The organism is Neisseria sp. P0004.S004 (genome assembly GCF_051963335.1).
Lineage (GTDB): Bacteria > Pseudomonadota > Gammaproteobacteria > Burkholderiales > Neisseriaceae > Neisseria.
In genome coordinates this window covers 79,325-104,119 of sequence record NZ_JBQCUK010000009.1, presented here as the reverse complement: position 1 = coordinate 104,119, position 24,795 = coordinate 79,325, and the positions used below count along the sequence as shown (strand labels likewise).

Here is a 24,795-nt window from a genome sequence, read left to right as displayed (position 1 = left end):
AAGTGCAGGGTATTTTACACGTGCAAACCGTATTTGCCGATATTTCAGACGGCCTTATGTTATGATACCGCCTTATTCGACAAAGACATGCCCATGGATAAACCCGTTTACCTCTACACAGACGGCGCATGCAAAGGCAACCCCGGCGCAGGCGGCTGGGGAGTGTTTATGCGCTACGGCACACACGAAAAAGAATTGTTCGGCGGCGAAGCCGAAACCACCAACAACCGCATGGAGCTGACCGCCGTCATCGAAGGTCTGAAATCCTTAAAACGCCGCTGCCAAGTCGTCATCTGCACCGACTCTCAATACGTCAAAAACGGCATGGAAAGCTGGATACACGGCTGGAAAAAAAACGGCTGGAAAACCGCCGCCAAAAAACCGGTTAAAAACGACGATTTATGGAAAGAGCTGGATAGTTTGGTTCAACAACACGATGTCCGCTGGACGTGGGTAAAAGGCCATGCCGGACACCCTGAAAACGAAAAAGCCGACGAGCTCGCCAACCGAGGCGCGGCAAAATTTTTATAACATTTCATCCATGACTGTACTCAAACATCTCAAACCATTCTTTTGGATTGCCATCATTGCATTGATTTGTGTGACGCCCCTAGCGCTGATGTTCGCCTATTCGCCCTTTCATGATGTCGATGATTTTTTTCGCTTTGGCTTATGTGATCACGTTAAGAGTGCCGAAGAATGTGCCGACTGAATCACGCCCTCCTATTTATTTTGGTGGTTTATACCTAAACCGTGGCTTTTCGCATTCATATCTCTGACTGCCATTTACCTCGTTCTAAAAATCCTGATTGAAATCATCCGATTCCTATTCAGACTGAGAAAGAAAAAACCATGACCTGCCCCATCTGCACTGCCGACAACGAAGACATTTTGCTGCAAACGCTAAACCTGCGCGTTATCTCCGTCCACAACGAAGCCGGCGCACCCGCATTCTGCCGCGTTATTTGGAATAACCATGTTTCCGAGATGACCGACCTTTCCTCTGCCGAACGCAACGAAATCATGGAAATGGTGTATCAGGTTGAAGCCGCAATGCGCCAAGTCTTCCACCCGGCCAAAATCAATTTGGCCAGCCTCGGCAATGTTGTGCCCCACCTGCATTGGCACGTCATCGCCCGCTTTGAAAACGATGCCAACTTCCCCGCGCCGATTTGGGCTGCGCCCGTCCGCGAACACGGCATGACCTTGCCCGAAAATTGGCCGCAACAAATCAAAAACTTAATTGCTTAAACTTTCAGACGGCCTGTAAGGTCCGACACGCCAAGTTCAGGCCGTCTGAACATATAACGAAAGGAAAACCTCAATGAACTCCACCACGCGCCGCCATTTCCTGCGTACCTGCTCTGCCGCGGCAGGCGCAGGGTTGTTGCAAGCCTGCGGCACAGGCACGACCACCACGCCGCAAACTAAAACCACATCTACCACCGCGAAAGCCAAAACCGTGCAACCTAAGCAATCCCATCCGCCACGTTCCGGCGACAACCTCCTGCGCGTTGTTGCGCCGTCAGGCTTCGCCGAAGACCCCAACCGCGTAACCACCGGCCTGACCCGCCTCTACAATGCAGGCTTTACCGTGACCAACCAACAGGCAGGTAGCCGCCGTTACCAACGCTTTGCCGGCAGCGACGCCCAACGTGCCGCCGACTTCCAAGACGTTGCCAGCGGTCGTGTCGAAACGCCCAAAGTCTTGATGGGCCTGCGCGGCGGCTACGGCGCGGCACGCATCCTGCCGCAAATCGACTTTGCCTCACTCGGCGCCAGAATGCGCGAACGCGGCACATTGTTCTTCGGTTTCAGCGACGTGTGCGCCGTCCAACTCGCCCTGTTGGCCAAAGGCAATATGATGAGCTTTGCAGGCCCGATGGTGTATAGCGAATTCGGCAAAGCAGACCCCAGCGTCTTTACCATGGATTCCTTTATCCGCGGCACGACCAACAACGTCAACATCGTTGATGTCCCAACCATCCAACGTGCTGATGTCAACGTAGAAGGCACATTGTGGGGCGGCAACCTCAGCGTGCTCGCCTCCCTCGCCGGCACGCCCTACATGCCCGACATTCAAGGCGGCATCCTCTTTATCGAAGACGTCAGCGAGCAACCCTACCGCATCGAGCGCATGCTCAATACGCTTTATCTGTCAGGTGTTTTGCAAAAACAACGCGCCATCATCTTCGGCGATTTCCGCATGGGTACCATCCGCGACGTGTACGACTCTAGCTACGACTTCTCCGCCGTCGTCAACCACATTTCTCGTACCGCCAAAATTCCTGTGTTGACCGGTTTCCCATTCGGCCACATTACCAACAAAACCACTTTCCCGTTGGGCGCGCATGCCAAAGTCCGCAGTACCGGCAACGGCGGTTATTCCGTTACCTTCAGCGGCTATCCTACGCTGAACCCGTCCGCGCTGACACTCGACAGCCTGCTGCCGCCTCCTGTTCCGACTTACGACAGCACCATCTACCGCGACAGCATTACTGAAGAAGTCACCGAATAAGGCTTGTTCAAATCAAAAGGCCGTCTGAAACCCAGTTTCAGACGGCCTTTTGATCTTAAGTCTTAACCGTAACGTCGTTGGAAATCTTTCATAAAGTCAGCCAACGCGTTCACACCTTCAAGCGGCATCGCATTGTAAATGCTGGCACGCATACCGCCGACGGTTTTATAGCCCTTAAGCAGGCACAAGCCCTGCAACTCGGCTTCCAACACAAAGCGGCGGTCCAAGTCTTCGCTTGCGGTTTTGAAGACCACATTCATTTTGGAGCGCGCATCAGGATGAATATCGTTGATGTAAAAACCGCCGCTGCCGTCTATCGTCTCATACAAGGTTTGCGCCTTTATTCGATTGACCGCTTCAATTTTTTTCACACCGCCCTGCGTTTGCAGCCAGCGGAACACCAAGCCCGACATATAAATCGCATAAGTGGAAGGCGTGTTGTACATACCGTCGCGGTTGATGTGCGAACGGTAGTTGAACACATCGGGAATATCGTTCGGACAACGCTCCAGTAAATCCTCGCGGATAATGACCACTGTCGCACCGGCAGGGCCGATATTTTTTTGCGCGCCGGCATAAATCAGGCCGTAATCGGATACATCAAACTCACGCGACAAAATCTCGCTGGACATATCGCACACCAGCGGCGGCAGGCCGTCTGAAAGTTTGGGGACGTTTTGATACTGCAAGCCGTTTACGGTTTCATTAATCGCAAAATGAACAAACGCGGAATTCGGGTTGACATCCCAATCCTCCACCGCAGGCAGGTTTTTATAGGCATATTGCTCGCCGCCATGCGCAGCCAAACGGATTTCGGCATTGCTCAAACGACTCATCTGTTCATAGGCAATACGGCTCCAGTTGCCAGTTACCACCGCGTCAGCAGTCGCAAAACCGTGCGCCAAATTCATGGCTACCATATTAAATTGCGTGGTCGCACCGCCCTGTAAAAACAGGATTTTATAGTTGGACGGAATATTCAAAAGCTGGCGCAAGTCTTGTTCGGCATGATGCAGAATACTCAAAAACATATCCGAACGGTGGCTCATCGCCATCACGGGGAAGCCCGTACCGTTGTAGTCAAGCATTTCCTGTTGCGCGGTACGCAATACCGCTTCCGGCAATACGGCAGGACCTGCGGAAAAATTGTAAATCGGGTGTGCGGACATGGCGGCCTTCTTTCTTATTCGGTGGGTATGAAGAAATTGTAGAACCGCCTTGCGCATTGTGCAAGCACGAAAAATCAGGAAATACAAGGCCGTCTGAAAACAAAGCAATAACAATTCTTTGTTTTCCAAAACAATTTCAGAAACACCGCATCAAAACTTGTCAACAATTCCCTTTTCAGACGACCTCAACTCTACTCTTTACCTTTAAGCAATCACTTCAAAAAATCCACGCCAAATCAACGCTTTTCTTTTATCTGGAAAACAGTTATAATAGGCCAATTTTTCAAATCACACGAAAAATGGCCGCGCGGCCATTTTTTTGTTTATGTACTTCTGGAGAAGCATGGATATTCAAAGCATTCTTGATAAAACCCTGCCCGGCTTGGGCTACGAGCTGGTCGATTTCGAACTGACCGCGCAAGGCGATTTGCGCATTTTCATCGATAAAGAAGGCGGCATCACCGTCGAAGACTGCGCCACTGTCAGCAACCATCTGAGCCGCGTGTTCATGGTTGAAGACATCGACTACAAACGCTTGGAAATCTCCAGCCCGGGCCTTGACCGGCCGTTGAAAAAAGCCGCCGACTTCGTGCGCTTTGCCGGCCAGAACGCCAAAATCAAAACACGCCTGCCGATTGACGGTCAGAAAAACTTCATCGGCCGCATCGAATCTTGCGAAAACGACATTGTTACCGTCTCTTTCGACGGCAAAACTGCCCAAATCGAATTGAGCAACATCGACAAAGCTCGTTTGCGCCCCGAATTTAAATTTTAAAAACCGATTACTTGGAGATTCTAGAAAATGAGTCGCGAAATGTTACAGCTGGCCGAAGCGCTGGCAAGTGAAAAAAACGTTGAAACGGAAGTCGTATTCAAAGCCCTTGAATTCGCCCTCTCTACTGCCGCCAAGAAAAAAGCCGACCGCGAGCACATGGACGTGCGCGTCGAAATCGACCGCGATACCGGCGAATACCAAACCTTCCGCCGCTGGCTGATTGTTGCCGATGAAGACTACACCTACCCCGACGTAGAAAAAACCATCGAGGAAATCCAAGAAGAAATCCCCGGCACCACCATCCAAATCGGCGAATACTACGAAGAGCAGCTGCCAAACGAAGGCTTCGGCCGCCAAGCAGCGCAAACCGCCAAACAAATCATCCTGCAACGCATCCGCGATGCCGAGCGCGAGCAAAACCTGAACGAGTTCCTCGCTTCTAAAGAAGACATCGTTTCCGGCACCGTAAAACGCGTCGAGCGCCACGGTATTATCGTTGAAGTCGTCGCGGGCAAACTTGACGCCCTGATTCCGCGCGAAGAAATGATTCCGCGCGAGAACTTCCGCAGCGGCGACCGCATCCGCGCCCTCTTCCTGCGTGTGGACGAAATCGGCAATACCGGCCGCAAACAAGTCATTTTGAGCCGTACCAGCGGCGACTTCTTGGCCAAACTCTACGCCAACGAAGTGCCTGAAATTGCAGACGGCCTGTTGGAAATCCGCGAAGTAGCACGCGATCCAGGCCAACGCGCCAAAGTTGCCGTTAAAGCCAACGACCAACGCATCGACCCGCAAGGTACTTGTATCGGCGTGCGCGGCTCCCGTGTCAACGCCGTGAGCAACGAATTGTCCGGCGAACGCATCGACATCGTTTTGTGGTCTCCCGAGCCAGCCCAATTCGTGATGAACGCGCTGTCTCCTGCCGAAGTGAGCCGCATCGTGATTGACGAAGACAAACACGCCGTTGACGTGATTGTTGATGAAAACCAACTGGCGCTGGCTATCGGCCGCGGCGGTCAAAACGTCCGCCTGGCTTCCATCCTGACCGGCTGGCAGCTGAACATCATGACCGTTGAAGAAGCCGATGAGCGCAATGCCGCCGAAGACGCCGTTATCCGCAACCTCTTCACTACCTACTTGAACATCGACGACGAAACCGCCGATATTTTAGTTGAAGAAGGTTTTGCCACATTGGAAGAAGTGGCTTACGTTCCGGCGGCAGAATTGCTCGCCATCGAAGGCTTTGACGAAGAAATAGTTGAAACCCTGCGCAACCGCGCACGCGACGCCATCCTGACCATGACCATCGCGGCAGAAGAAAAACTGGGCGAAGTGTCTGAAGACATGCGCAATCTGGACGGCGTAGATTCAGATATGTTGCGCAAGCTTGCCGAAGCAGGCGTGACCCAACGCGATGATCTGGCCGAATTGTCTGTTGACGAATTGGTCGAAATTACCGGTGTTGACGAAGAAGAAGCCAAAAAAGTGATTTTGGCTGCACGCGAACACTGGTTTACTGAAGAAAACAACTAAGGGGGTACTGAATGAGTAATACAACCGTAGCACAATTTGCCGCCGAACTAAACCGCCCCGTCGATGATTTGCTTAAACAATTGAAAGAAGCCGGCGTCAACAAAAACAGCGGTAATGACAGCCTGACCACTGACGACAAACAACTGCTGACCGCTTACCTGCAAAAGAAAAACGGCAGCAACAGCGGCACCATCAGCATCCGCCGCAAAAAAACCGAAGTCAGCACCGTTGACGGCGTAAAAGTGGAAACACGCCGCCGCAGCCGTGCCGTTACCATTCCTTCTTCCGAAGAATTGGCCGCGGAAGCCAAAGCCAAAGTAGCGGCTGAAAACCAAAAAGCCGAAGCAGAAAAAGCAGCCGCCAAAGCTGCCGAAGAAAAAGCCAAAGCTGAAGCAGAAGCAGCCGCAAAAGCCGAAGCCCGCGCCAAAGCAGAGGCCGAAGCAGCCAGACTGAAAGCAGCCAAAGCCGCACCAAAAGCAGAAAGCAAGCCTGCCGAAGCCAAAAAAGAAGAAGCTAAACCGGTTGAAGCCGTAGAAGCTAAAGTAGAAGCCAAAGCAGACACCAAGCCGTCTGAAAAATCCGTTGAAGCTGAAAAACCGGCCGAAGCCAAAAAACCTGCTAAAGCCAAACAAGACAAAGGCGGTAAAGGCAAAGAAGCGAAAAAGGCAGCCAAACCTGCCGCGCCTGCCGTACCACAACCTGTCGTCAGCGAGGAAGAACAGGCTCAACGCGATGAAGAAGCGCGCCGTGCCGCCGCACTGCGTGCGCATCAAGAAGCCTTGTTGAAAGAAAAACAAGAGCGTCAAGCGCGCCGCGAAGCCATGAAACAACAGGCCGAGCAAGAAGCAAAATCTGCCAAAGAAGCCAAATCCAAATCAGGCGAACGCAACAAACCTGCCGAGAAAACCAAAGCCTCAGCCGGCGAAGGCAAATCCGAACACAACGCGCGCAATAAAAAAGACGACCGCCGCGATCGTGACGAAGAGAACCAAGGCCGCAACGCCAAAGGCAAAGGCGGCAAAGGCGGTCGCGACCGTAACAATGCGCGCAACGGCGACGACGAGCGTGTACGCAGCGGTAAAAAAGGCAAGAAACTCAAACTCGAGCCGAACCAACACGCCTTCCAAGCACCGACCGAACCTGTCGTACACGAAGTTTTGGTTCCCGAAACCATTACCGTTGCCGATTTGGCGCACAAAATGGCCGTTAAAGGCGTCGAAGTGGTTAAAGCCCTGATGAAAATGGGCATGATGGTCACCATCAACCAATCCATCGACCAAGACACCGCCCTGATTGTGGTGGAAGAACTCGGCCACATCGGCAAACCTGCTGCTGCCGACGATCCAGAGGCATTCTTGGATGAAGGCGTGGAAGCCGTAGAAGCCGAAGCATTGCCGCGTCCGCCGGTGGTTACCGTCATGGGTCACGTCGACCACGGTAAAACCTCCCTGCTGGACTACATCCGCCGCGCCAAAGTGGTACAAGGCGAAGCGGGCGGCATTACCCAACATATCGGTGCATACCACGTTGAAACCCCGCGCGGCGTGATTACCTTCTTGGATACTCCGGGTCACGAAGCGTTTACCGCCATGCGTGCGCGCGGCGCGAAAGCAACTGACATCGTGATTCTCGTGGTCGCAGCCGACGACGGCGTGATGCCGCAAACCATCGAGGCGATTGCCCATGCTAAAGCCGCAGGCGTACCGATGGTAGTTGCCGTCAACAAAATCGATAAAGAAGCTGCCAATCCAGAGCGCATCCGCCAAGAGTTGACCGCGCACGAAGTCGTGCCGGACGAATGGGGCGGCGATGTACAATTTATCGACGTTTCCGCCAAAAAAGGCATCAATATCGACGCCTTGCTCGAAGCCGTCTTGCTCGAAGCCGAAGTTTTGGAACTGACCGCCCCTGTCGATGCACCAGCCAAAGGTATCATCGTTGAGGCACGTTTGGACAAAGGCCGCGGTGCGGTTGCCACCCTCTTGGTGCAAAGCGGTACGCTGAAAAAAGGCGATATGCTGCTGGCCGGTACTGCATTCGGTAAAATCCGTGCGATGGTTGACGAAAACGGCAAAGCCATCAATGAAGCCGGACCGTCTATCCCTGTCGAAATCCTCGGTTTGTCTGACGTACCGAACGCCGGTGAAGATGCAATGGTATTGGCGGATGAGAAAAAAGCGCGCGAAATCGCCCTCTTCCGTCAAGGCAAATACCGCGATGTACGCTTGGCCAAACAACAGGCCGCGAAACTGGAAAACATGTTCAACAACATGGGCGAAAACCAAGCCCAATCCTTGTCTGTCATCATCAAAGCAGACGTACAAGGTTCTTACGAAGCTTTGGCGGGCAGCCTGAAAAAACTGTCCACTGACGAAGTGAAAGTGAACGTGTTGCACAGCGGCGTGGGCGGCATTACCGAATCGGATGTCAACTTGGCCATCGCTTCCGGCGCATTCATCATCGGCTTTAACGTCCGTGCAGATGCTTCCGCACGCAAACTGGCCGAAAATGAAAACGTGGAAATCCGTTACTACAACATCATTTACGATGCCATCGATGACGTGAAAGCCGCCATGAGCGGCATGCTCTCTCCAGAAGAGAAAGAGCAAGTCACCGGTACGGTCGAAATCCGTCAGGTTATCTCCGTTTCCAAAGTCGGCAATATTGCAGGCTGTATGGTTACCGACGGCGTGGTTAAACGCGATTCCCATGTCCGCCTCATCCGCAACAACGTGGTCATCCATACCGGCGAACTGTCTTCTTTGAAACGCTACAAAGACGACGTCAAAGAAGTCCGCATGGGCTTCGAATGTGGTCTGATGATCAAAGGCTACAACGAGATTATGGAAGGCGACCAACTCGAATGTTTCGACATCGTCGAAGTTGCCCGTACGCTGTAATCAGACAGGCCGTCTGAAAAATCAGAAGCAGGTTTTGCAATGCGAAACCTGCTTCTTTTTTTCAGACGGCCTTTTTACACTCTTCATAGTTTGAAACTATAGAAATCAATGTGTGGTATAGAAGGCACAAAACAATCAAACAAGGCAAAACCATTTAGTAAAAGAAGGGACGACAAACACGGCTCGACAAGGCTCTCTAATTATTGTCATATCTTAATGTTTTTGTTGTTTTTATCAAATTTCGGCACTAGTATATATAGCCTAAACACAATACAAATTAAGCAATACCGGCCATATGCCGAATACGTTTACTTCCTTGTTACTCTCATCAATATCTAAAGAAAATATCATGACAACCGAAAAAGCAACCCGCATCCGCAATGCGCAATTTGAATTACGACATGCAGAGCAATTACAACCTCCCTCCCTTGCCCAAACAACCACAGGCACGCCCGGGGATGACGTTTATTATGTCACCCGCAGCGACGATACAATCATTGAAGACCCAAACGGCGGCGATGATACGGTTTACAGCAGCGTCAGCTATACCCTCCCCAACTACGTTGAAAACCTTGTTTTGACCGGTACGGCCAACATCTTCGGCGCAGGCAACAACAGCAACAACATCCTCATCGGCAATGAAGGCCGCAACCGACTCAACAGCGGGCGCGGTGACGACATCGTTTACGGCGGCGGCGGCAACGATTTCATCAACGGCGGCGAAGGCAACGACCGTCTTTTCGGCGAAACAGGCAATGACACCCTCAACGGCGAAGCAGGCAACGATGTGCTTGAAGGTGGCGAAGGCGACGATACCTACCTTTTCTCTGCCAAAAGCGAACAAGACACCGTCATCGACAACCAAGGCCACAACAGTATCCGCTTCCATACCGACCTGAGCCTTAACGATTTAACTGTCGAAGTCCGAAACAACGAAACCGGCGGTCAAGACTGGCTGATTGCCGTGAAAAACAGCAATGCCGTTTTAACCATCCCAAACCAATACACGCAAAACGGTACAACGCCGGCAGTCTCCCAATTCATCATCGGCACACAAAAACTGGATGTAAACAGCTTTGCCAAATATTTCAATATTTCCCTGACTGAGCATACCGAAAGCGGCAAAACCATTGATGGCGGCGACGGTAATGACCACCTGATCGGCACATCCGGCGACGATATTATCGACGGCAAAGCCGGTGCCGACATCATGGAAGGCGGAGACGGCAATGACACTTACTATGTTGATAACACAAAAGACGTAGTGATTGAACAAGCTGGCGGCGGCGAAGACACCGTATTCAGCAGCATTTCATATACTGCCGCCACCCACGTTGAAAATGTTACCTTGACCGGCACAGCCAATATTTTTGCCGCCGGCAACAACAGCAATAACATCCTGACCGGCAACGAAGGCCGCAACCGCCTCAATAGCGGACGCGGTGATGATACCGTTTACGGCATGGGCGGCAACGACAACCTCAATGGCGGCGACGGCAACGATTATCTGGATGGCGGCGACGGTAACGATGCCATCAATGGCGATGCTGGCGATGATATTTTGGTGGGCGGCAACGGCAAAGACATTCTGAAAGGCGGCGCCGGAAACGATACCTATATTTACGGCGACAACGATACCATTATCGACAACCAAGGCATCAATACCCTCAAGTTTTCAGACGGCCTGAACAATGCCAAGCTCAACCTGAAGACCATTCATAACGACGACGGCAGCCAAAGCTGGGAAATTACTTCGGAGCAAGGTTCAGCCTTGATTCAAAACCAAATCGGCGCAGATGGCAGCGTTTCCATCGACCGTTTCCAGTTCAGCGACCAAACCTACACTGCCGCGCAGTTCCAACAAACCTTCCAAGCCCTGAAAGCCGAAACCATCAAATTTGTCGGTACAAACGGCGACGATACCTTTCATGGCGATGCAGGCAACAATGAAATCGACGGCGGCAATGACGGCCGAGACATCCTCTTTGGCCACGACGGCGATGACATCTTGCGCGAACACAGCGAAACCTATTACGGCAATGAACCCGCTTCCGACGATAAACTCTACGGAGGCAACGGTAACGACAAACTCTATGCCCATGTAGGCGCAGACTTACTCGACGGCGGTGCAGGCAATGATTATCTGGAAGGCGGAGAACACAACGACACCTATGTTTTCGGAAAAGGTTACGGACACGACACCATTTTCGACTACAACTTCGGTTTCGACAACGAGGCCGGCCTGCACACGCTCAACGCCAACGTCGTGAAATTTAGCGGCGGCATTACCCTTGACGACCTTGAAATTACCGTTGAAAAAGGTTACGACAAAACCGGTATTGCCGACCTGCCCGACAGCAACCAATTTGTATCTCCTCCCCTGCTGGATGGCGACACTTGGCATATCCGCATCAAAGGCACAGACGATGTTTTGACCATCAAAAACCAAAGCGGTATCTATGGGGCGATTTCTGAATTTCAGTTTGACGGCAATGCCTCATACAGCACGGGCGAGCTGATCAACCACTTCAAACTGTCTATCCCGCACATGATCGGCAACAAAAACATCGTCCAATACACCGGCCAACCCGTTGAAGAACTCAACCGTGATGTGTACAACAACTTCAACCACACCATCCATGCCGATAGCGACAACAGCGATTTAGATTTGTCGCGTTACACTTCTGTTGTCGAATACAGGGGCAACCGCAGCGATGAAACCATTACTTTGGGCCGAGGCATCAACATCGTTGATACGGCCGGCGGCAACGACACCATTACCGATCCTGGTGCCGACAACACCGTCATCATGTTTGGCAGAAACAGCGGCAACGACACCTTTAATCCGTATGGTGGCAGCGATACCCAAGTCCTTTTCAAAGAAGGGCTGACGCTGAAAGATTTACAGTTGAAAACCGGCGATGATTGGGTCTTAACCATCAAAGATACAGGCGAAACCCTGACCATCCATGATATTGCCAACAATAATATCGACAGCTTTGTATTTGAAAGCGGTAAGAGCTACACCGCCGACGAAATCAGCAAAGCACTGATTACTGAAAATACGCAAAACAACGGTATCCTGTAAAACCCAAAGGCCGTCTGAAAACTGAATTCAGACGGCCTCAGTCTTTTGCTGATTTATTTATCTTTCCGCTATATAATTATTCTCATTCAAGTTCACAAGAAAGAATAAAACATGGATGCCTTAAATCTTCTGACCACACGTCGCTCTTCCAAAAAACTGACGGCTCCCGCGCCCAATGCCGAGCAACTGGAACAAATGCTGCAAGCGGCCACACAAGTACCTGATCACGGCAATATGCGCCCTTTCCGCTTTACTGTGATTCAAAGCGAAGCCGGTTTGCAACGTTTCCGCGAGCTTTTGAGCAAGACCGTTACCGAACTCAACTTCGGCGATGACGCCATGAAAAAAGCCGAACGCGTCGGCAACATGGCACCCATGATTATCGGCGTTACATTCGTGCCAAACCGTGAAGTGGCAAAACCCAAACCCGAATGGGAGCAAATGCTGACTGCCGGATGCGCTGCCTACGCATTGCAACTGGCCGCATCAGCCCAGGGCTTCGACAATGTTTGGATTACAGGCATGTGGGTCAACAGTCCATTGTTGCGCGAAGCATTTGAGTGTACCGACAAAGACAAAATCATCGGCCTGATGATGATTGGTTCGCCGACCGAAGAAGGCAGCGGCCCGAAAAATACTAACCTGGAATGCTTTACCACTTATTGGTAAAGCCTAAAAACACTCAGGCCGTCTGAAAACCTGATTTAATGGTTTTTCAGACGGCCTTTTTATATCTATTATCGAAGCATCAATCCGGATTCATAAATGCTTCAATTTCTTCCAAAGAAATATCCGCCGTTGCACCATGACGCGAAGCAACCAACGCGCCCAACGCACAAGCAAAAGTAATGGCTTCTTGAGGAGGCGCATTGTTCAACAATTTGTAAGTCAAACCGCCAAGAAAGCTGTCGCCCGAGCCGACAGTATCCACCACTTTAACGCGGAAACCGCAATGACGGTACATCTCGCCGTCCTTATACAAAACCGCACCATGGCTGCCCAAAGTCACACACAAGATTTTGACACCCGTCAGCTTAACAAGGTAGCTGATATTTTGTTCGATACTGTGATAAGGAGAGCCGTAAGCCGCAGCCAACTCATACAGCTCATCATCATTGAGTTTGACCATATCGGACTGTTTCATGGTCTCCAACAAGCGGGCAATATCGTAATGCGGCTTGCGCAGATTAACGTCAAAAATTTTGAATTTGGCTTCTTTCAATAAAGCGTCCAAGCTTTTACGCGAAACCTCGTCACGAGTTGCCAAGCTGCCAAAAACGAACGCATCGGATTCCGCCACTCGCTTGATTGCCGCATTATTATTCGAAATCCTGTCCCACGCGCAAGGATAAACAATCTCATAAGACGCACTGCCAGACTTGTCCAAATGCACTTTTACCAAACTGGTCGCGCATTCGTGGCAAACCTGCAAATAATCAGTATTGACGTTTTTGCTTTGGACCTGGCGCAGCAATTCCTCGCCGTCGGCATCATCGCCGCGACGGCTGATGATGGCAGCATCGATACCCAAAGACTGCAAACGGACAGCAACATTCAAGGGGGCGCCACCCAATACCTTTCCGTTTGGAAAATCGTCCCACAGCACTTCGCCGAAACTGGTTACTTTCATTCTGAACCTTCCTTATTTGAGGTTGATTGGCAGGGTCTGCACACCCGACAGATTTTTTTAAATCATATACTTGTAGTAAAACTCCAGCACCGGGGGCAAAAGTATTATGTTTTAAAATGTTGAGACTGACAAGCAATTAAGGGCATATCAGACAATAAACTTGATTCATCACAAAATTATATTATTCCTATTTTTTCTTTTTCTTTCACATTTATCCCCTCTGATTTCATCAAAATAAAACATTTTGAAATTTAAATACAAAAGGCCGTCTGAAAACTGATTCAATCAATTTTCAGACGGCCTTTATCGAAGCATTGCAGCGATTAAACTACCACTTCTTCTTTTTTCTTCACTTCTTTGGCAATGTTCTCACGACTCAAGCCAAACATCAGCAAGAGCGGGCTGGCAACCAATACGGAAGAGTAAATACCGAACACAATACCGATGGTCAGCGCCATAGAGAAACCGTGCAAGGCAGCACCGCCGAACACCAGCATCGAAACAACCATTGCCTCGGTCGAACCGTGGGTAATGATGGTACGGCTCATGGTAGCGGTAATTGCGTTGTCGATAACCTCCGGCACAGTATGGCCGCGCATATGCGGTTTGCGGAAGTTTTCACGAATACGGTCAAACACCACCACGGATTCGTTCACGGAATAACCCAAAACTGCCAAAATACCTGCCAAGACAGTCAATGAGAATTCCCATTGGAAGAAGGCGAAACAGCCGAGAATAATCACGATATCGTGCATATTCGCAATAATCGCCGATACTGCAAAACGCCACTCAAAACGCATGGACAAGTAAATAATGATACCTGCCACCACGAAGCCTAATGCCATCAAACCGTTAGTGACCAATTCTTCGCCGACCTGAGGGCCGATGAATTCGACTTGGCGCAAGGTAACGTCAGGATTGTCTTTTTTCAGCAAATCCATCACTTGGTTGGACAATTGGGCGGAGGTTACGCCTTCTTTGTTCGGCAGGCGGATCATGATGTGCTTGTTCGTACCCAATGCCTGAACCTGTACATCACCCATTTTCAGCGTATCGAGGCGTTCGCGTGTTTTATTCACATCAACGCCCTGCTGATATTGGACTTCCATCACCGTACCACCGGTAAATTCGACGGAGAAATTCAGGCCTTTGGTTACCAAAAAGAACACGGCGGCGATAAACGTAACCAACGAAATAAAAGTCGTCAGTTTGCCGTAGCTCATAAACGGAATATCGCGTTTGATTTTAAATAATTCCATGTTTTACTCCTTGCCTTCTGCCATTTCAGCTTTCGGCTTCCATACCGAACCGATGGAAATATTTTGCAATTTGCGACGACGGCCGTACCACAGGTTGACCAAAGCACGGAACACGACCACGGATGAATACATCGAAGTCAGAATACCGATACAGTGTACAACCGCAAAACCGCGTACCGGGCCGGAACCGAATACCAACAAAGCGATACCGGCAATCAGGGAGGTCAAGTTGGAGTCGACAATGGTTGCCCAAGCGTGTTGGAAACCGAGGTTGATGGCCTGCTGCGGTGCGACACCGGCACGCAGTTCCTCACGGATACGTTCATTAATCAACACGTTGGAGTCAATCGCCATACCCAAGGTCAAAGCCAAGGCGGCAATACCCGGCAAGGTCAGCGTTGCCTGCATGGCAGACAAAATACCCACCAGGAACAAGATATTGGTACTCAAGGCAATGGTAGAGAAGAAACCCATCAAGCGGTAGTAAATCACCATGAATGCAGCAACAGCGGCAAAGCCCCACAAGGTAGAGTGGAAACCTTTTTCAATGTTTTCTTTACCCAAAGACGGGCCGATGGTACGTTCTTCAACAATCTGCATCGGTGCGGCCAGCGAACCGGCGCGCAGCAACAATGAAGTATCGTTGGCTTCGGCTGTCGTCATGCTACCGGAAATCTCTACGCGGCCGCCGGTAATGGCGGCACGGATGACAGGCGCGGTAACGACTTCGGATTTACCTTGGTCGATCAACACCATAGCCATACGTTTACCCACATTGGCCGAAGTCAATTCGCCAAAAATGCTGCCGCCCGCACTATCCAGGCTCAGGCTCACGGCAGGCGCACCCATTTGGTCAAAGCTAGGTTGCGCGTCGTTGATGTTGTCGCCGGTCAGTTCAACTTGTTTGTTGACCAAAATAGTTTCCGGATGATCGCCACCGCTTGACAGCAATTCGTAACCGGTCGGCACATTGCCGTTCAAGGCTTCTTGCAGTTTGATCGGATCATCTTCCACCATGCGCACTTCCAAAGTCGCGGTACGGCCGATAATGTCTTTGGCTTTGGCAGTATCTTGCACGCCCGGCAGCTGTACGACAATGCGGTCAAGGCCGGATTGTTGGATAACCGGTTCGGCTACGCCCAATTCGTTCACACGGTTGTGCAACGTATTGATGTTTTGTTTAACCGCATCAGAACGTACTTTATTGATTGCCTCTTCAGACAAAGTCAGCACGATATTGTTGCCGTCCGGCAGCAGCGTGGCTTCAGGGAACAATTTTTGCAACTGAGGCAAGGCTTTTTGTACATCGGCAGCATCTTGCAAAGGCACGGTCAGACCGTTTTCAGTCTGATGCACCGTGCCGGTACGGATTTTTTCGCGGCGCAATTCGCGGCGGATGTCGCCGGAATAACGTTCAAACGTTTTCTGCATCGCGGCTTTCATGTCCACCTGCATGGTGAAATGCACGCCGCCGCGCAAGTCCAGACCCAGGAACATCGGATTGGCTTTGATTTTCGCCATCCACTCAGGGCTGTCTGCCAACAGGTTGAGCGCGGTAATATAGCCCTCGCCCAAAGTATTTTCGATGACGTCGCGCGCTTTCAATTGCGTTTCGGTATCTTTGAAACGCACTTTCAGCGAGTTGTCGACGATGAACATACCATCAGTCTGAATACCTGCCTGCTTCAGCGCGGCATCCACTTTAGACTGGGTTTGATCGTTGATCACGATGGCTTGTCGGTTGGTCGATACCTGTACGGCAGGCGTTTCACCGAAAAGGTTGGGCAGCGAGTAAACAGCCGCAACCACAATCGTGAACGCAATCAGCAGGTATTTCCATAAAGGATAACGGTTCATGGTAAACCTTTGCTTTATTTATAAAGGCAAACAGCCGCGCTCGGAAAATGAGGCGGCTTTTTGCAAAAAAACGGATTATTCGGCTTTCGCAGCAATCGCGTTGCGCTCAACTTCCACTTCGATTTTCGCACCTTGACCGATGTCGACAGTGTAGAATTGCTCGCCGACTTTGGTCACGCGGCCTTTGAAACCTGCCGCCAAAACGACTTTATCGCCGACTTTCAAAGCGGCCAACATCGCTTGGTGCGCTTTGAATTTCTTTTGTTGAGGACGCATAATCAGGAAGTAAAACACCACCATGATCAGCACTAAAGGGGCAAATTGAGCCACTGCTTGATTCATAATATATCCGTTCTTTCAAGTTTTAGATTAAGTAAAAAACTGCACACTGCAATCAAACACATTGGTTGGACTGCAAAATTGAGCTATTCTAAAGGCCGTCTGAAAAATTTCCAAGTATTTCCGTATTTATTAACCATATTTAGCAGTCTTTACGACTTGTCCGACACATACTGTTCCATGTTCAAAAAAATCCTTTGGCGCATCAGCACCCGCCTGCGCCGTTTGTTTGGCAAAAACGCCCGCACCGTATGGATTTCGCATCCGATATTCCTACAGCACCAGCCGGGGCCCAACCATCCCGACAGGCCCGAACGCATCAGCGCCATTCAAACCGCCTTAAAACAAGAAGGCATTTGGCGTCGCCTGCAAACCGCCGAAGCACCGGAAATCAAAGATGCGCAGCTGGCATTGGTCCACTCGCGTAACTATCTGCACGAGTTGGAAGCCGCCCAGCCGCTCCCCGGTAAAATCCACCGTATCGACGACGATACCGTCATCTGCCACGACTCCCTCCAAGCCGCCCGTTTTGCGGCCGGTGCTGTCGTCAAGGCAGTCGATATGGTGATGAACAAAAAGGCCTGGCATGCCTTCTGCGCCATCCGCCCGCCAGGCCACCATGCCCACAGCAACAGCGCCGGCGGATTTTGCCTGATCAACAACGTTGCCGCCGGCGTGATGCACGCCATTGCCCAATACCGCCTGCAACGCATCGCCGTCATCGATTTCGACGTCCACTTCGGTGACGGTACTGCGGAGATTCTCCAAGACGATCCGCGCGTGATGTTTTTCAACCTGTTTGAAACCGACATCTTCCCCTTCCCTCAGGCGGAACAATACGCCGGCAATAAAAATATGCTGCATACGCCCCTCAAACCGGGCACAGGCAGCCGTATCTTCCGCACGACCATCCGCGAACAATGGCTGCCCAAGCTCACGGCCTTCCGCCCCGAGTTGGTGTTGCTTTCGGCCGGTTTTGACGGGCACAAACAAGACGAAACAGGCCGTCTGAACCTGCATGAAGCCGATTTTGCCTGGCTGACGCACAAAATCGTCCAAGCAACGGCAAGCTGTCAGGGACGCGTCGTTTCCGTACTGGAAGGCGGCTATACCTTGGAATCCATGTCCAAATCCGCCGCCGCCCACATCCGCGTATTGGCGGGCTTAAGCAAGGCCGACTACGTCGTCGCCTACCAAAAACATTTGAAGCGCGGCAAAAGTAACAATCCTACACCATAACGCATTCAAACTATTGACCCCAGGCCGTCTGAAAACAGATTATCCATTTCAGACGGCCTTTTTTTTTTCATTTACAAACTTTAATTTGAGCAAAGACAAACCATTTCCATATTATCAGTAGTAAAATAACAAACATAAAACATATCAATAAAAATACTTCACACGCCACACTGCTTCCCTTTCCCTAATTGACCGTCTTTTTCAGACGGCCTCCACTTTAAAAAAGGAGCGTTACAATGAAAGCAGCACGTTTTTATAACAAAGGCGACATCCGCATCGAAGACATTCCAGAGCCAACCGTAGCTCCGGGTACTGTCGGCATCAATGTTGCTTGGTGCGGTATCTGCGGTACCGACTTGCACGAATTCATGGAAGGCCCGATTTTCATTCCGCCTTGCGGCCATCCGCACCCAATCTCCGGCGAGTCTGCGCCTGTAACTATGGGTCACGAGTTCTCCGGCGTGGTTTATGCCGTAGGCGAAGGCGTGGACGACATCAAAGTCGGCCAACACGTTGTCGTTGAGCCCTACATCATCCGCGACGACGTACCGACCGGCGAAGGCAGCAACTACCACCTCTCCAAAGACATGAACTTCATCGGCTTGGGCGGCTGCGGTGGCGGCTTGTCTGAAAAAATCGCCGTCAAACGCCGTTGGGTGCACCCTATTTCCGACAAAATCCCATTAGACCAAGCTGCTTTGATTGAGCCTCTGTCTGTCGGCCACCATGCTTATGTACGCAGTGGCGCGAAAGAAGGCGACGTCGCATTGGTCGGCGGCGCAGGCCCAATCGGTTTGCTGTTGGCTGCCGTATTGAAAGCCAAAGGCATCAAAGTCATCATCACCGAATTGAGCAAAGCGCGTAAAGACAAAGCACGCGAAGCCGGCGTGGCCGACTACATCCTCGACCCGTCCGAAGTCGACGTCGTTGAAGAAGTGAAAAAACTGACCAACGGCGAAGGTGTGGACGTCGCATTCGAATGCACCAGCGTCAACAAAGTGCTGGACACCATGGTCGAAGCCTGCCGTCCGACTGCGAAAGTCGTCATCGTATCCATTTGGAGCCACCCCGCTACCATCAACGTCCACAGCGTCGTGATGAAAGAGCTGGACGTGCGCGGCACCATCGCTTACTGCAACGACCACGCCGAAACCATCAAATTGGTTGAAGAAGGCAAAATCAACCTTGAGCCTTTCATCACCCAACGCATTAAACTGGACGAATTGATTTCCGAAGGCTTCGAGCGCTTGATCCACAACAACGAATCCGCAGTAAAAATCATCGTCAATCCTAATCTTTAATCCTAAGGCTTAAAGAATAAACAGGCCGTCTGAAACCTTTCAGACGGCCTGTTTACTTGATAAATTCCCGAATGGCCCAATCCTCTGCCAACCATTCACTTATCAAGAGCAAAATCTCATGAATCCAAAATACGCCCCACTCTTTCAAACATACACCCTCAATAACGGCGTAACCATCAAAAACCGCCTTGCCGTCGCCCCCATGACCCATTTCGGCTCACAAGCCGACGGTTTGATCAGCGACCAAGAGCGCACCTTCCTCAGCAACCGCGCAGGCGATATGGGCCTGTTTATCACTGCCGCCACTTTGGTTCAAAAAGACGGCAAAGCCTTTCACGGCCAACCTGAAGCCACAGGCGAACACTGCCTCGGCAGCCTGAAAGAAACCGCACAAATCCTGCAACAGCAAGGCGCAAAAGCGATTTTGCAAATCCATCACGGCGGTTCCAAAGCCATTGATAACCTTTTGGACGGTCTCGACAAAATCAGCGCTTCCACCAACGAAGCCGAACACGCACGCGAAGCAACGGCGGAAGAAGTCAAAGCACTCATCGCCTCTTATGCGCAAGCCGCCGATTTGGCGCTTCGTGCCGGTTTTGACGGCGTGGAAATCCACGGCGCGAACGGCTATTTAATCCAACAGTTTTACTCTGCCCAAAGCAACCGCCGCAACGACCAATGGGGCGGCAGCTTGGAAAACAGAATGCGCTTCCCGCTGGCCGTTGTCGATGCCGTGGTTGCCATCCGTGAAAAACACCAGCGCGACGACTTCATCATCGGCTACCGCTTCTCCCCCGAAGAGCCGGGCGACGACGGCTTAACCATGACCGAAACCGGCGCACTGATTGATGCATTGGTACAAAAACCGTTGCAATATCTGCACGTTTCCCTGTGGGAATTTGATAAAAAAATCCGCCGCGGCGGCGATACCGCCCAAACCCGTATGCAGTTTATCCACGAACGCATCAACGGCAAACTGCCGCTTATCGGCGTGGGCAACCTGTTTACCGCCGACCAAATTTTGGCCGCCTATGAAACCGGCTGGGCAGAATTTATCGCCTTGGGCAAAACCGTGATGATTAATCCGCACATCGCCACGCAAATCCGCGAAGGCCGCGAAGCTGAAATCGAAACGCAACTCGACCCGACGCGCGCCGACCATTACGGCCTCCCCGACACCTTGTGGGGATTTGCCTCCAGCGGTACGCAATCATGGCTGCCGCCGGTAAAAGGCGCGGAATGGAAACCGATGGATATTTAATCATCGATTCATAACCGAAGGCCGTCTGAAACTTTTCAGACGGCCTTTGGTTTGGTGCAAACATTGAATTATCAAGCATTTTTTTGTACAATTCCGCATCTTTCAATCTATTGCAGGGCGTGTCGCACACGCCCTTATTTTAGCCTGTTTTCCAACACCCATATCCTTCAGGCCGTCTGAAAAAGCGGCCTGAAACTTTTTGCAAAGAAAACCATGTCCCAAGAAATCCTCGACCAAGTGCGCCGCCGCCGCACGTTTGCCATCATCTCCCACCCTGACGCGGGTAAAACCACGTTGACCGAAAAACTGTTGCTGTTTTCAGGTGCGATTCAGAGCGCGGGTACGGTAAAAGGCAAGAAAACCGGCAAATTCGCCACCTCCGACTGGATGGAAATCGAGAAGCAGCGCGGCATTTCCGTGGCATCCAGTGTGATGCAGTTCGACTACAAAGACCACACCGTCAACCTCTTGGACACGCCGGGACACCAAGACTTTTCCGAAGACACCTACCGCGTTTTGACCGCCGTGGACAGCGCCTTGATGGTCATCGACGCGGCAAAAGGCGTGGAAGCGCAAACCATCAAACTCTTGAACGTCTGCCGCCTGCGCAACACGCCGATTGTGACGTTCATGAACAAATACGACCGCGAAGTGCGCGATTCTTTGGAATTGCTGGACGAAGTGGAAAACATCCTGCAAATCCGCTGCGCGCCCGTCACTTGGCCGATCGGCATGGGCAAAAATTTCAAAGGCGTGTACCACATCCTGAACGACGAAATCTATCTCTTTGAAGCCGGTGGCGAACGCCTGCCGCACGAGTTCGACATCATCAAAGGCATCGACAATCCCGAACTGGAACAACGCTTTCCATTGGAAATCCAACAGTTGCGCGACGAAATCGAATTGGTGCAGGCGGCTTCCAACGAGTTCAATCTCGACGAATTTCTCGCCGGCGAACTCACGCCCGTGTTCTTTGGCTCGGCGATTAACAACTTCGGTATTCAGGAAATCCTCAATTCATTGATTGAATGGGCGCCTGCGCCGAAACCGCGCGACGCAACCGTACGCATGGTCGAGCCGGACGAGCCGAAGTTTTCCGGATTTATCTTTAAAATCCAAGCCAATATGGACCCGAAACACCGCGACCGCATCGCCTTCTTGCGCGTCTGCTCCGGCAAATTCGAGCGCGGCATGAAAATGAAACACCTGCGCATCAACCGCGAAATCGCCGCCTCCAGCGTGGTAACCTTCATGTCGCACGACCGCGAGCTGGTGGAAGAAGCCTACGCCGGCGACATCATCGGTATCCCGAACCACGGCAACATCCAAATCGGCGACAGCTTCTCCGAAGGCGAGCAACTGGCGTTCACCGGCATCCCCTTCTTCGCGCCCGAACTGTTCCGCAGCGTCCGCATCAAAAACCCGCTGAAAATCAAGCAACTGCAAAAAGGCTTGCAACAGCTCGGCGAAGAAGGCGCGGTGCAGGTCTTCAAACCGATGAGCGGCGCAGATTTGATTTTGGGCGCGGTCGGCGTGTTGCAGTTTGAAGTCGTTACCTCACGCCTCGCCAACGAATACGGCGTAGAAGCCGTGTTCGACAACGCATCCATCTGGTCGGCGCGCTGGGTATCGTGCGAAGACAAGAAAAAGCTGGCGGAATTTGAAAAAGCCAACGCAGGCAACCTTTCGATAGACGCTGGCGGCAACCTCGCCTACCTCGCGCCTAACCGCGTCAACCTGAACCTGACGCAAGAACGCTGGCCGGATATCGTGTTCCACGAAACACGCGAACATTCGGTTAAACTGTAAAACGCAAAGGCCGTCTGAAACTTTCAGACGGCCTTTTTTTCATTCGATATCAACCCAATAAATCCCAAGCAAACTTCCCAATGGTCAGGCACAGCAGCAGCATAAATCCGTAACGCAGCTCAAATATTGTCTTATTTTAGCTTTTAGCACCTCACCAAACATTTTCGGAATAAATGTTGACTTTAACCTTAGGTCAAAGTTCATAATTTGTGCTCCTTCAGTTATCACATAGGCGAAAAACATGAAAAAACTTATGACTTTTATCACACTTAGCGCTGTTGCAATTTCAAATTATGCCCAAGCTAATGAACAACCGCATCAAGCACACATGAATATGCCAATGTCGACAGATTCTGCAATGCAACAAGAATTAATGCAAGGTATGAATCAAATGAATCAAGACATGATGGCAGCTGCGCAATATAAAGATCCTGATGTTGCTTTTGCAGCAGGTATGTTGCCACACCATATTGGCGCAGTAAAAATGGCGGAAGTTGAATTAAAATACGGAAAGGATCCTGAGATGCGTAAGCTTGCTGAGGATATTATTAACGCACAACAAGCGGAAATTGAACAAATGCAAAAATGGCTTAAAGCACACAACAAAAAAAGCTCCGTAAAATGATCTGACCCCAAAAGTTAGACTGATTTAGTTCAAGGACTGAGTTCTGTAATTCACAGAGCTCAGTCCTTTTAGTTTCCCCTGAATGCGCTCATGGTTGTAATAATGAATGTACTCATGAATCGTTTTTTCCAGTTGTTAGAACGTCTCAAATCATTTACCGTAATAACATTCCATTTTTAATCGTCCAATTGATGACCTTTGCCGAAGCGTTGGCCGCTAAAAAATCATAGCCGTAAAAGCGGACGAACACAAAAGCCAGCAGGCTGCCCGTCCCCGGCCCGAACACGCCGTCGTAAAACCCGATTAATGCGCCGAAAAACAAGCCCCATAAAGTTTCGCGGCGCATCAGCTTTTCAGTGCGCACCGTCTGCCCCAAGTCTTTTTTCAAAAAAGTGTACAGGCACATGGCAATCATGATGACCAGCATTGCCGGTTTCATGTATTGCACGGGGAAATACACCACCGTTTTCGCGCCCAAATATGAAGCGGCAAATGCAAACGCCGCGGCAGGCAGCAGCATTTTCCACGGCACGGGGATTCGGCGCAGATATTGCTCCGTCGCAGTCAACGTACCGCAGCAAGAAGCAAATTTATTGACACCCATCACCGAAGCCACAGGCGTGGTATTTGGCAATAGGTTGAACAATCCGGGAATCTGCAACAGCCCGCCGCCGCCAACCGCAGCATCCATCAGCCCGGCGGCAAAGCCGACCAACACCAGATAATAAAAAAACGAATCTGCAAGCATAATGTCCATCTCTAAAAAGCAAAGCGATTTTGCGCGTGTTTGCCCGACCTGACAACCTACAAGGCCGTCTGAAAACAAGAAGCCGACATCCTGTTTTCAGACGGCCTTTCTTTTTAAATTCAGCCACTAATAAGATTGCAGCTTGAAAATTTTTCCATTAAAATGCCGCCCCCTGTCTTTCCCGAACACAACATATTATGGAACATTCTACCCCGACCAAACACACGCCCCGCGACCGAATGGGCATCTTCGCGCATTTCATCTTCGCCAGCCGCTGGCTGCAACTGCCGATTTATCTGGGCTTGATTGTCGCCCAAGGCATTTACGCCTACAAATTCCTCAAATCCTTATGGCATTTGGTCACCAATCTCGGCATCATGGACGAAAACACCATCATGATGGCCGTGTTAAACTTGATTGACGTTGTGATGATTGCCAATCTGCTGACCATGGTCATTGTCGGCGGCTACGAAACCTTTGTCTCACGCCTCCACGTTGACGAACACCCCGACCAGCCCGAATGGCTCAGCCATGTCAACGCATCGGTTTTGAAGGTTAAGCTGTCAATGTCCATCATCAGCATTTCCTCCATCCATCTGCTGCAAACCTTCCTCAACGCCGCCAACCTGACCGAAAAACAAATCATGTGGCAGTGCATTACCCACATCTGCTTCCTGATTTCCGCCATCGCCATGGCGTTAACGGACAAAATCGTGTACGGCACGACGCATAAAGCGCATTGAT

General features: G+C 50.9%; 20 protein-coding genes and 2 pseudogenes. 15 read left to right on the top strand and 7 right to left on the bottom strand.

Translation table 11 applies throughout. From position 1 onward, the window contains the following. Positions 1-93 precede the first annotated feature (93 nt). The 4 genes from rnhA to ACTHRY_RS09155 all read left to right on the top strand — a co-directional run bounded on the left by rnhA (position 94) and on the right by ACTHRY_RS09155 (position 2,518). Entirely contained in the window at positions 94-531 is a 438-nt protein-coding gene (gene rnhA / locus ACTHRY_RS09170; RefSeq protein ID WP_049323866.1) for a ribonuclease HI, read from the top strand. A 10-nt stretch (positions 532-541) separates the two neighbouring features. Beyond that, complete coding sequence (locus ACTHRY_RS09165) at positions 542-712, top strand: hypothetical protein (RefSeq protein ID WP_239662121.1); 171 nt, start codon at positions 542-544, stop codon at positions 710-712. A gap of 140 nt (positions 713-852) precedes the next feature. After that, the gene (locus tag ACTHRY_RS09160) at positions 853-1,251 is read left to right on the top strand and encodes an HIT domain-containing protein (protein ID WP_049323865.1); all 399 of its coding nucleotides are present in this window, start codon (positions 853-855) and stop codon (positions 1,249-1,251) included. A gap of 73 nt (positions 1,252-1,324) precedes the next feature. Then, on the top strand, positions 1,325-2,518 hold the full coding sequence (locus ACTHRY_RS09155) for an LD-carboxypeptidase (RefSeq protein WP_049323864.1): 1,194 nt from the start codon (positions 1,325-1,327) through the stop codon (positions 2,516-2,518). Between the two features lie 62 nt (positions 2,519-2,580). Here the strand turns inward: ACTHRY_RS09155 and serC are convergent, their stop codons facing one another. Continuing rightward, positions 2,581-3,687, bottom strand: a complete 1,107-nt coding sequence (gene serC, locus ACTHRY_RS09150) for a phosphoserine transaminase (protein WP_049323863.1) — start codon at positions 3,685-3,687, stop codon at positions 2,581-2,583. A 343-nt stretch (positions 3,688-4,030) separates the two neighbouring features. Here serC and rimP point away from each other — a divergent pair, with 343 nt between their 5' ends. The 5 genes from rimP (at position 4,031) to ACTHRY_RS09125 (ending at position 12,652) form a co-directional block, all read left to right on the top strand. Next, positions 4,031-4,462 carry a ribosome maturation factor RimP gene (rimP, locus tag ACTHRY_RS09145; protein ID WP_003745685.1) on the top strand — a complete coding sequence of 144 codons (432 nt, stop codon included), beginning with the start codon at positions 4,031-4,033 and terminating at the stop codon, positions 4,460-4,462. A 27-nt stretch (positions 4,463-4,489) separates the two neighbouring features. Continuing rightward, the gene (gene nusA, locus ACTHRY_RS09140) at positions 4,490-5,995 is read left to right on the top strand and encodes a transcription termination factor NusA (protein ID WP_049323862.1); all 1,506 of its coding nucleotides are present in this window, start codon (positions 4,490-4,492) and stop codon (positions 5,993-5,995) included. Between the two features lie 11 nt (positions 5,996-6,006). Further along, positions 6,007-8,895 carry a translation initiation factor IF-2 gene (infB, locus tag ACTHRY_RS09135; protein WP_049323861.1) on the top strand — a complete coding sequence of 963 codons (2,889 nt, stop codon included), beginning with the start codon at positions 6,007-6,009 and terminating at the stop codon, positions 8,893-8,895. 349 nt (positions 8,896-9,244) lie between these two features. After that, complete coding sequence (locus ACTHRY_RS09130; protein ID WP_049323860.1) at positions 9,245-11,983, top strand: calcium-binding protein; 2,739 nt, start codon at positions 9,245-9,247, stop codon at positions 11,981-11,983. A 111-nt stretch (positions 11,984-12,094) separates the two neighbouring features. Further along, positions 12,095-12,652, top strand: coding sequence for a nitroreductase family protein (locus ACTHRY_RS09125; protein WP_049323859.1), 558 nt, complete (start codon positions 12,095-12,097; stop codon positions 12,650-12,652). A gap of 79 nt (positions 12,653-12,731) precedes the next feature. Here the strand turns inward: ACTHRY_RS09125 and ACTHRY_RS09120 are convergent, their stop codons facing one another. From ACTHRY_RS09120 to yajC, 4 genes are all read right to left on the bottom strand, one after another. Beyond that, positions 12,732-13,613: a carbohydrate kinase family protein gene (locus ACTHRY_RS09120; protein ID WP_049323858.1), complete on the bottom strand. Its 882-nt coding sequence runs from the start codon at positions 13,611-13,613 to the stop codon at positions 12,732-12,734. Between the two features lie 323 nt (positions 13,614-13,936). Then, the gene (gene secF / locus ACTHRY_RS09115; protein ID WP_003686183.1) at positions 13,937-14,872 is read right to left on the bottom strand and encodes a protein translocase subunit SecF; all 936 of its coding nucleotides are present in this window, start codon (positions 14,870-14,872) and stop codon (positions 13,937-13,939) included. A gap of 3 nt (positions 14,873-14,875) precedes the next feature. Next, on the bottom strand, positions 14,876-16,729 hold the full coding sequence (gene secD, locus ACTHRY_RS09110; protein ID WP_003745673.1) for a protein translocase subunit SecD: 1,854 nt from the start codon (positions 16,727-16,729) through the stop codon (positions 14,876-14,878). Positions 16,730-16,804: 75 nt separating this feature from the next. Then, entirely contained in the window at positions 16,805-17,071 is a 267-nt protein-coding gene (yajC, locus tag ACTHRY_RS09105; RefSeq protein WP_003675720.1) for a preprotein translocase subunit YajC, read from the bottom strand. Between the two features lie 177 nt (positions 17,072-17,248). Here yajC and ACTHRY_RS09100 point away from each other — a divergent pair, with 177 nt between their 5' ends. The 5 genes from ACTHRY_RS09100 to copM all read left to right on the top strand — a co-directional run bounded on the left by ACTHRY_RS09100 (position 17,249) and on the right by copM (position 23,303). Beyond that, positions 17,249-18,307 carry a histone deacetylase family protein gene (locus tag ACTHRY_RS09100; protein ID WP_003745671.1) on the top strand — a complete coding sequence of 353 codons (1,059 nt, stop codon included), beginning with the start codon at positions 17,249-17,251 and terminating at the stop codon, positions 18,305-18,307. Between the two features lie 236 nt (positions 18,308-18,543). Next, complete coding sequence (locus tag ACTHRY_RS09095) at positions 18,544-19,608, top strand: 2,3-butanediol dehydrogenase (RefSeq protein ID WP_003745670.1); 1,065 nt, start codon at positions 18,544-18,546, stop codon at positions 19,606-19,608. 118 nt (positions 19,609-19,726) lie between these two features. Next, a complete protein-coding gene (locus tag ACTHRY_RS09090; RefSeq protein WP_049323857.1) occupies positions 19,727-20,869 on the top strand; it encodes an NADH-dependent flavin oxidoreductase in 1,143 nt (380 codons plus the stop codon). Positions 20,870-21,082: 213 nt separating this feature from the next. Further along, the gene (locus ACTHRY_RS09085; protein ID WP_049323856.1) at positions 21,083-22,678 is read left to right on the top strand and encodes a peptide chain release factor 3; all 1,596 of its coding nucleotides are present in this window, start codon (positions 21,083-21,085) and stop codon (positions 22,676-22,678) included. Positions 22,679-22,919: 241 nt separating this feature from the next. Continuing rightward, a complete protein-coding gene (gene copM / locus ACTHRY_RS09080) occupies positions 22,920-23,303 on the top strand; it encodes a CopM family metallochaperone (RefSeq protein ID WP_036491551.1) in 384 nt (127 codons plus the stop codon). A gap of 24 nt (positions 23,304-23,327) precedes the next feature. Here copM and ACTHRY_RS09075 read toward each other — a convergent pair. Both ACTHRY_RS09075 and ACTHRY_RS09070 read right to left on the bottom strand, forming a co-directional pair. Continuing rightward, a pseudogene (locus ACTHRY_RS09075) lies at positions 23,328-23,498 on the bottom strand (IS3 family transposase); the annotation flags it as partial. Further along, positions 23,485-24,051 (bottom strand): annotated as a pseudogene (locus ACTHRY_RS09070) (sulfite exporter TauE/SafE family protein); the annotation flags it as partial. The pseudogenes ACTHRY_RS09070 and ACTHRY_RS09075, both read right to left, overlap by 14 nt. A 197-nt stretch (positions 24,052-24,248) precedes the next feature. Between ACTHRY_RS09070 and ACTHRY_RS09065 the strand changes: the two are divergent. Continuing rightward, positions 24,249-24,794, top strand: coding sequence for a TIGR00645 family protein (locus ACTHRY_RS09065; RefSeq protein WP_036491548.1), 546 nt, complete (start codon positions 24,249-24,251; stop codon positions 24,792-24,794). Position 24,795 lies beyond the last annotated feature (1 nt).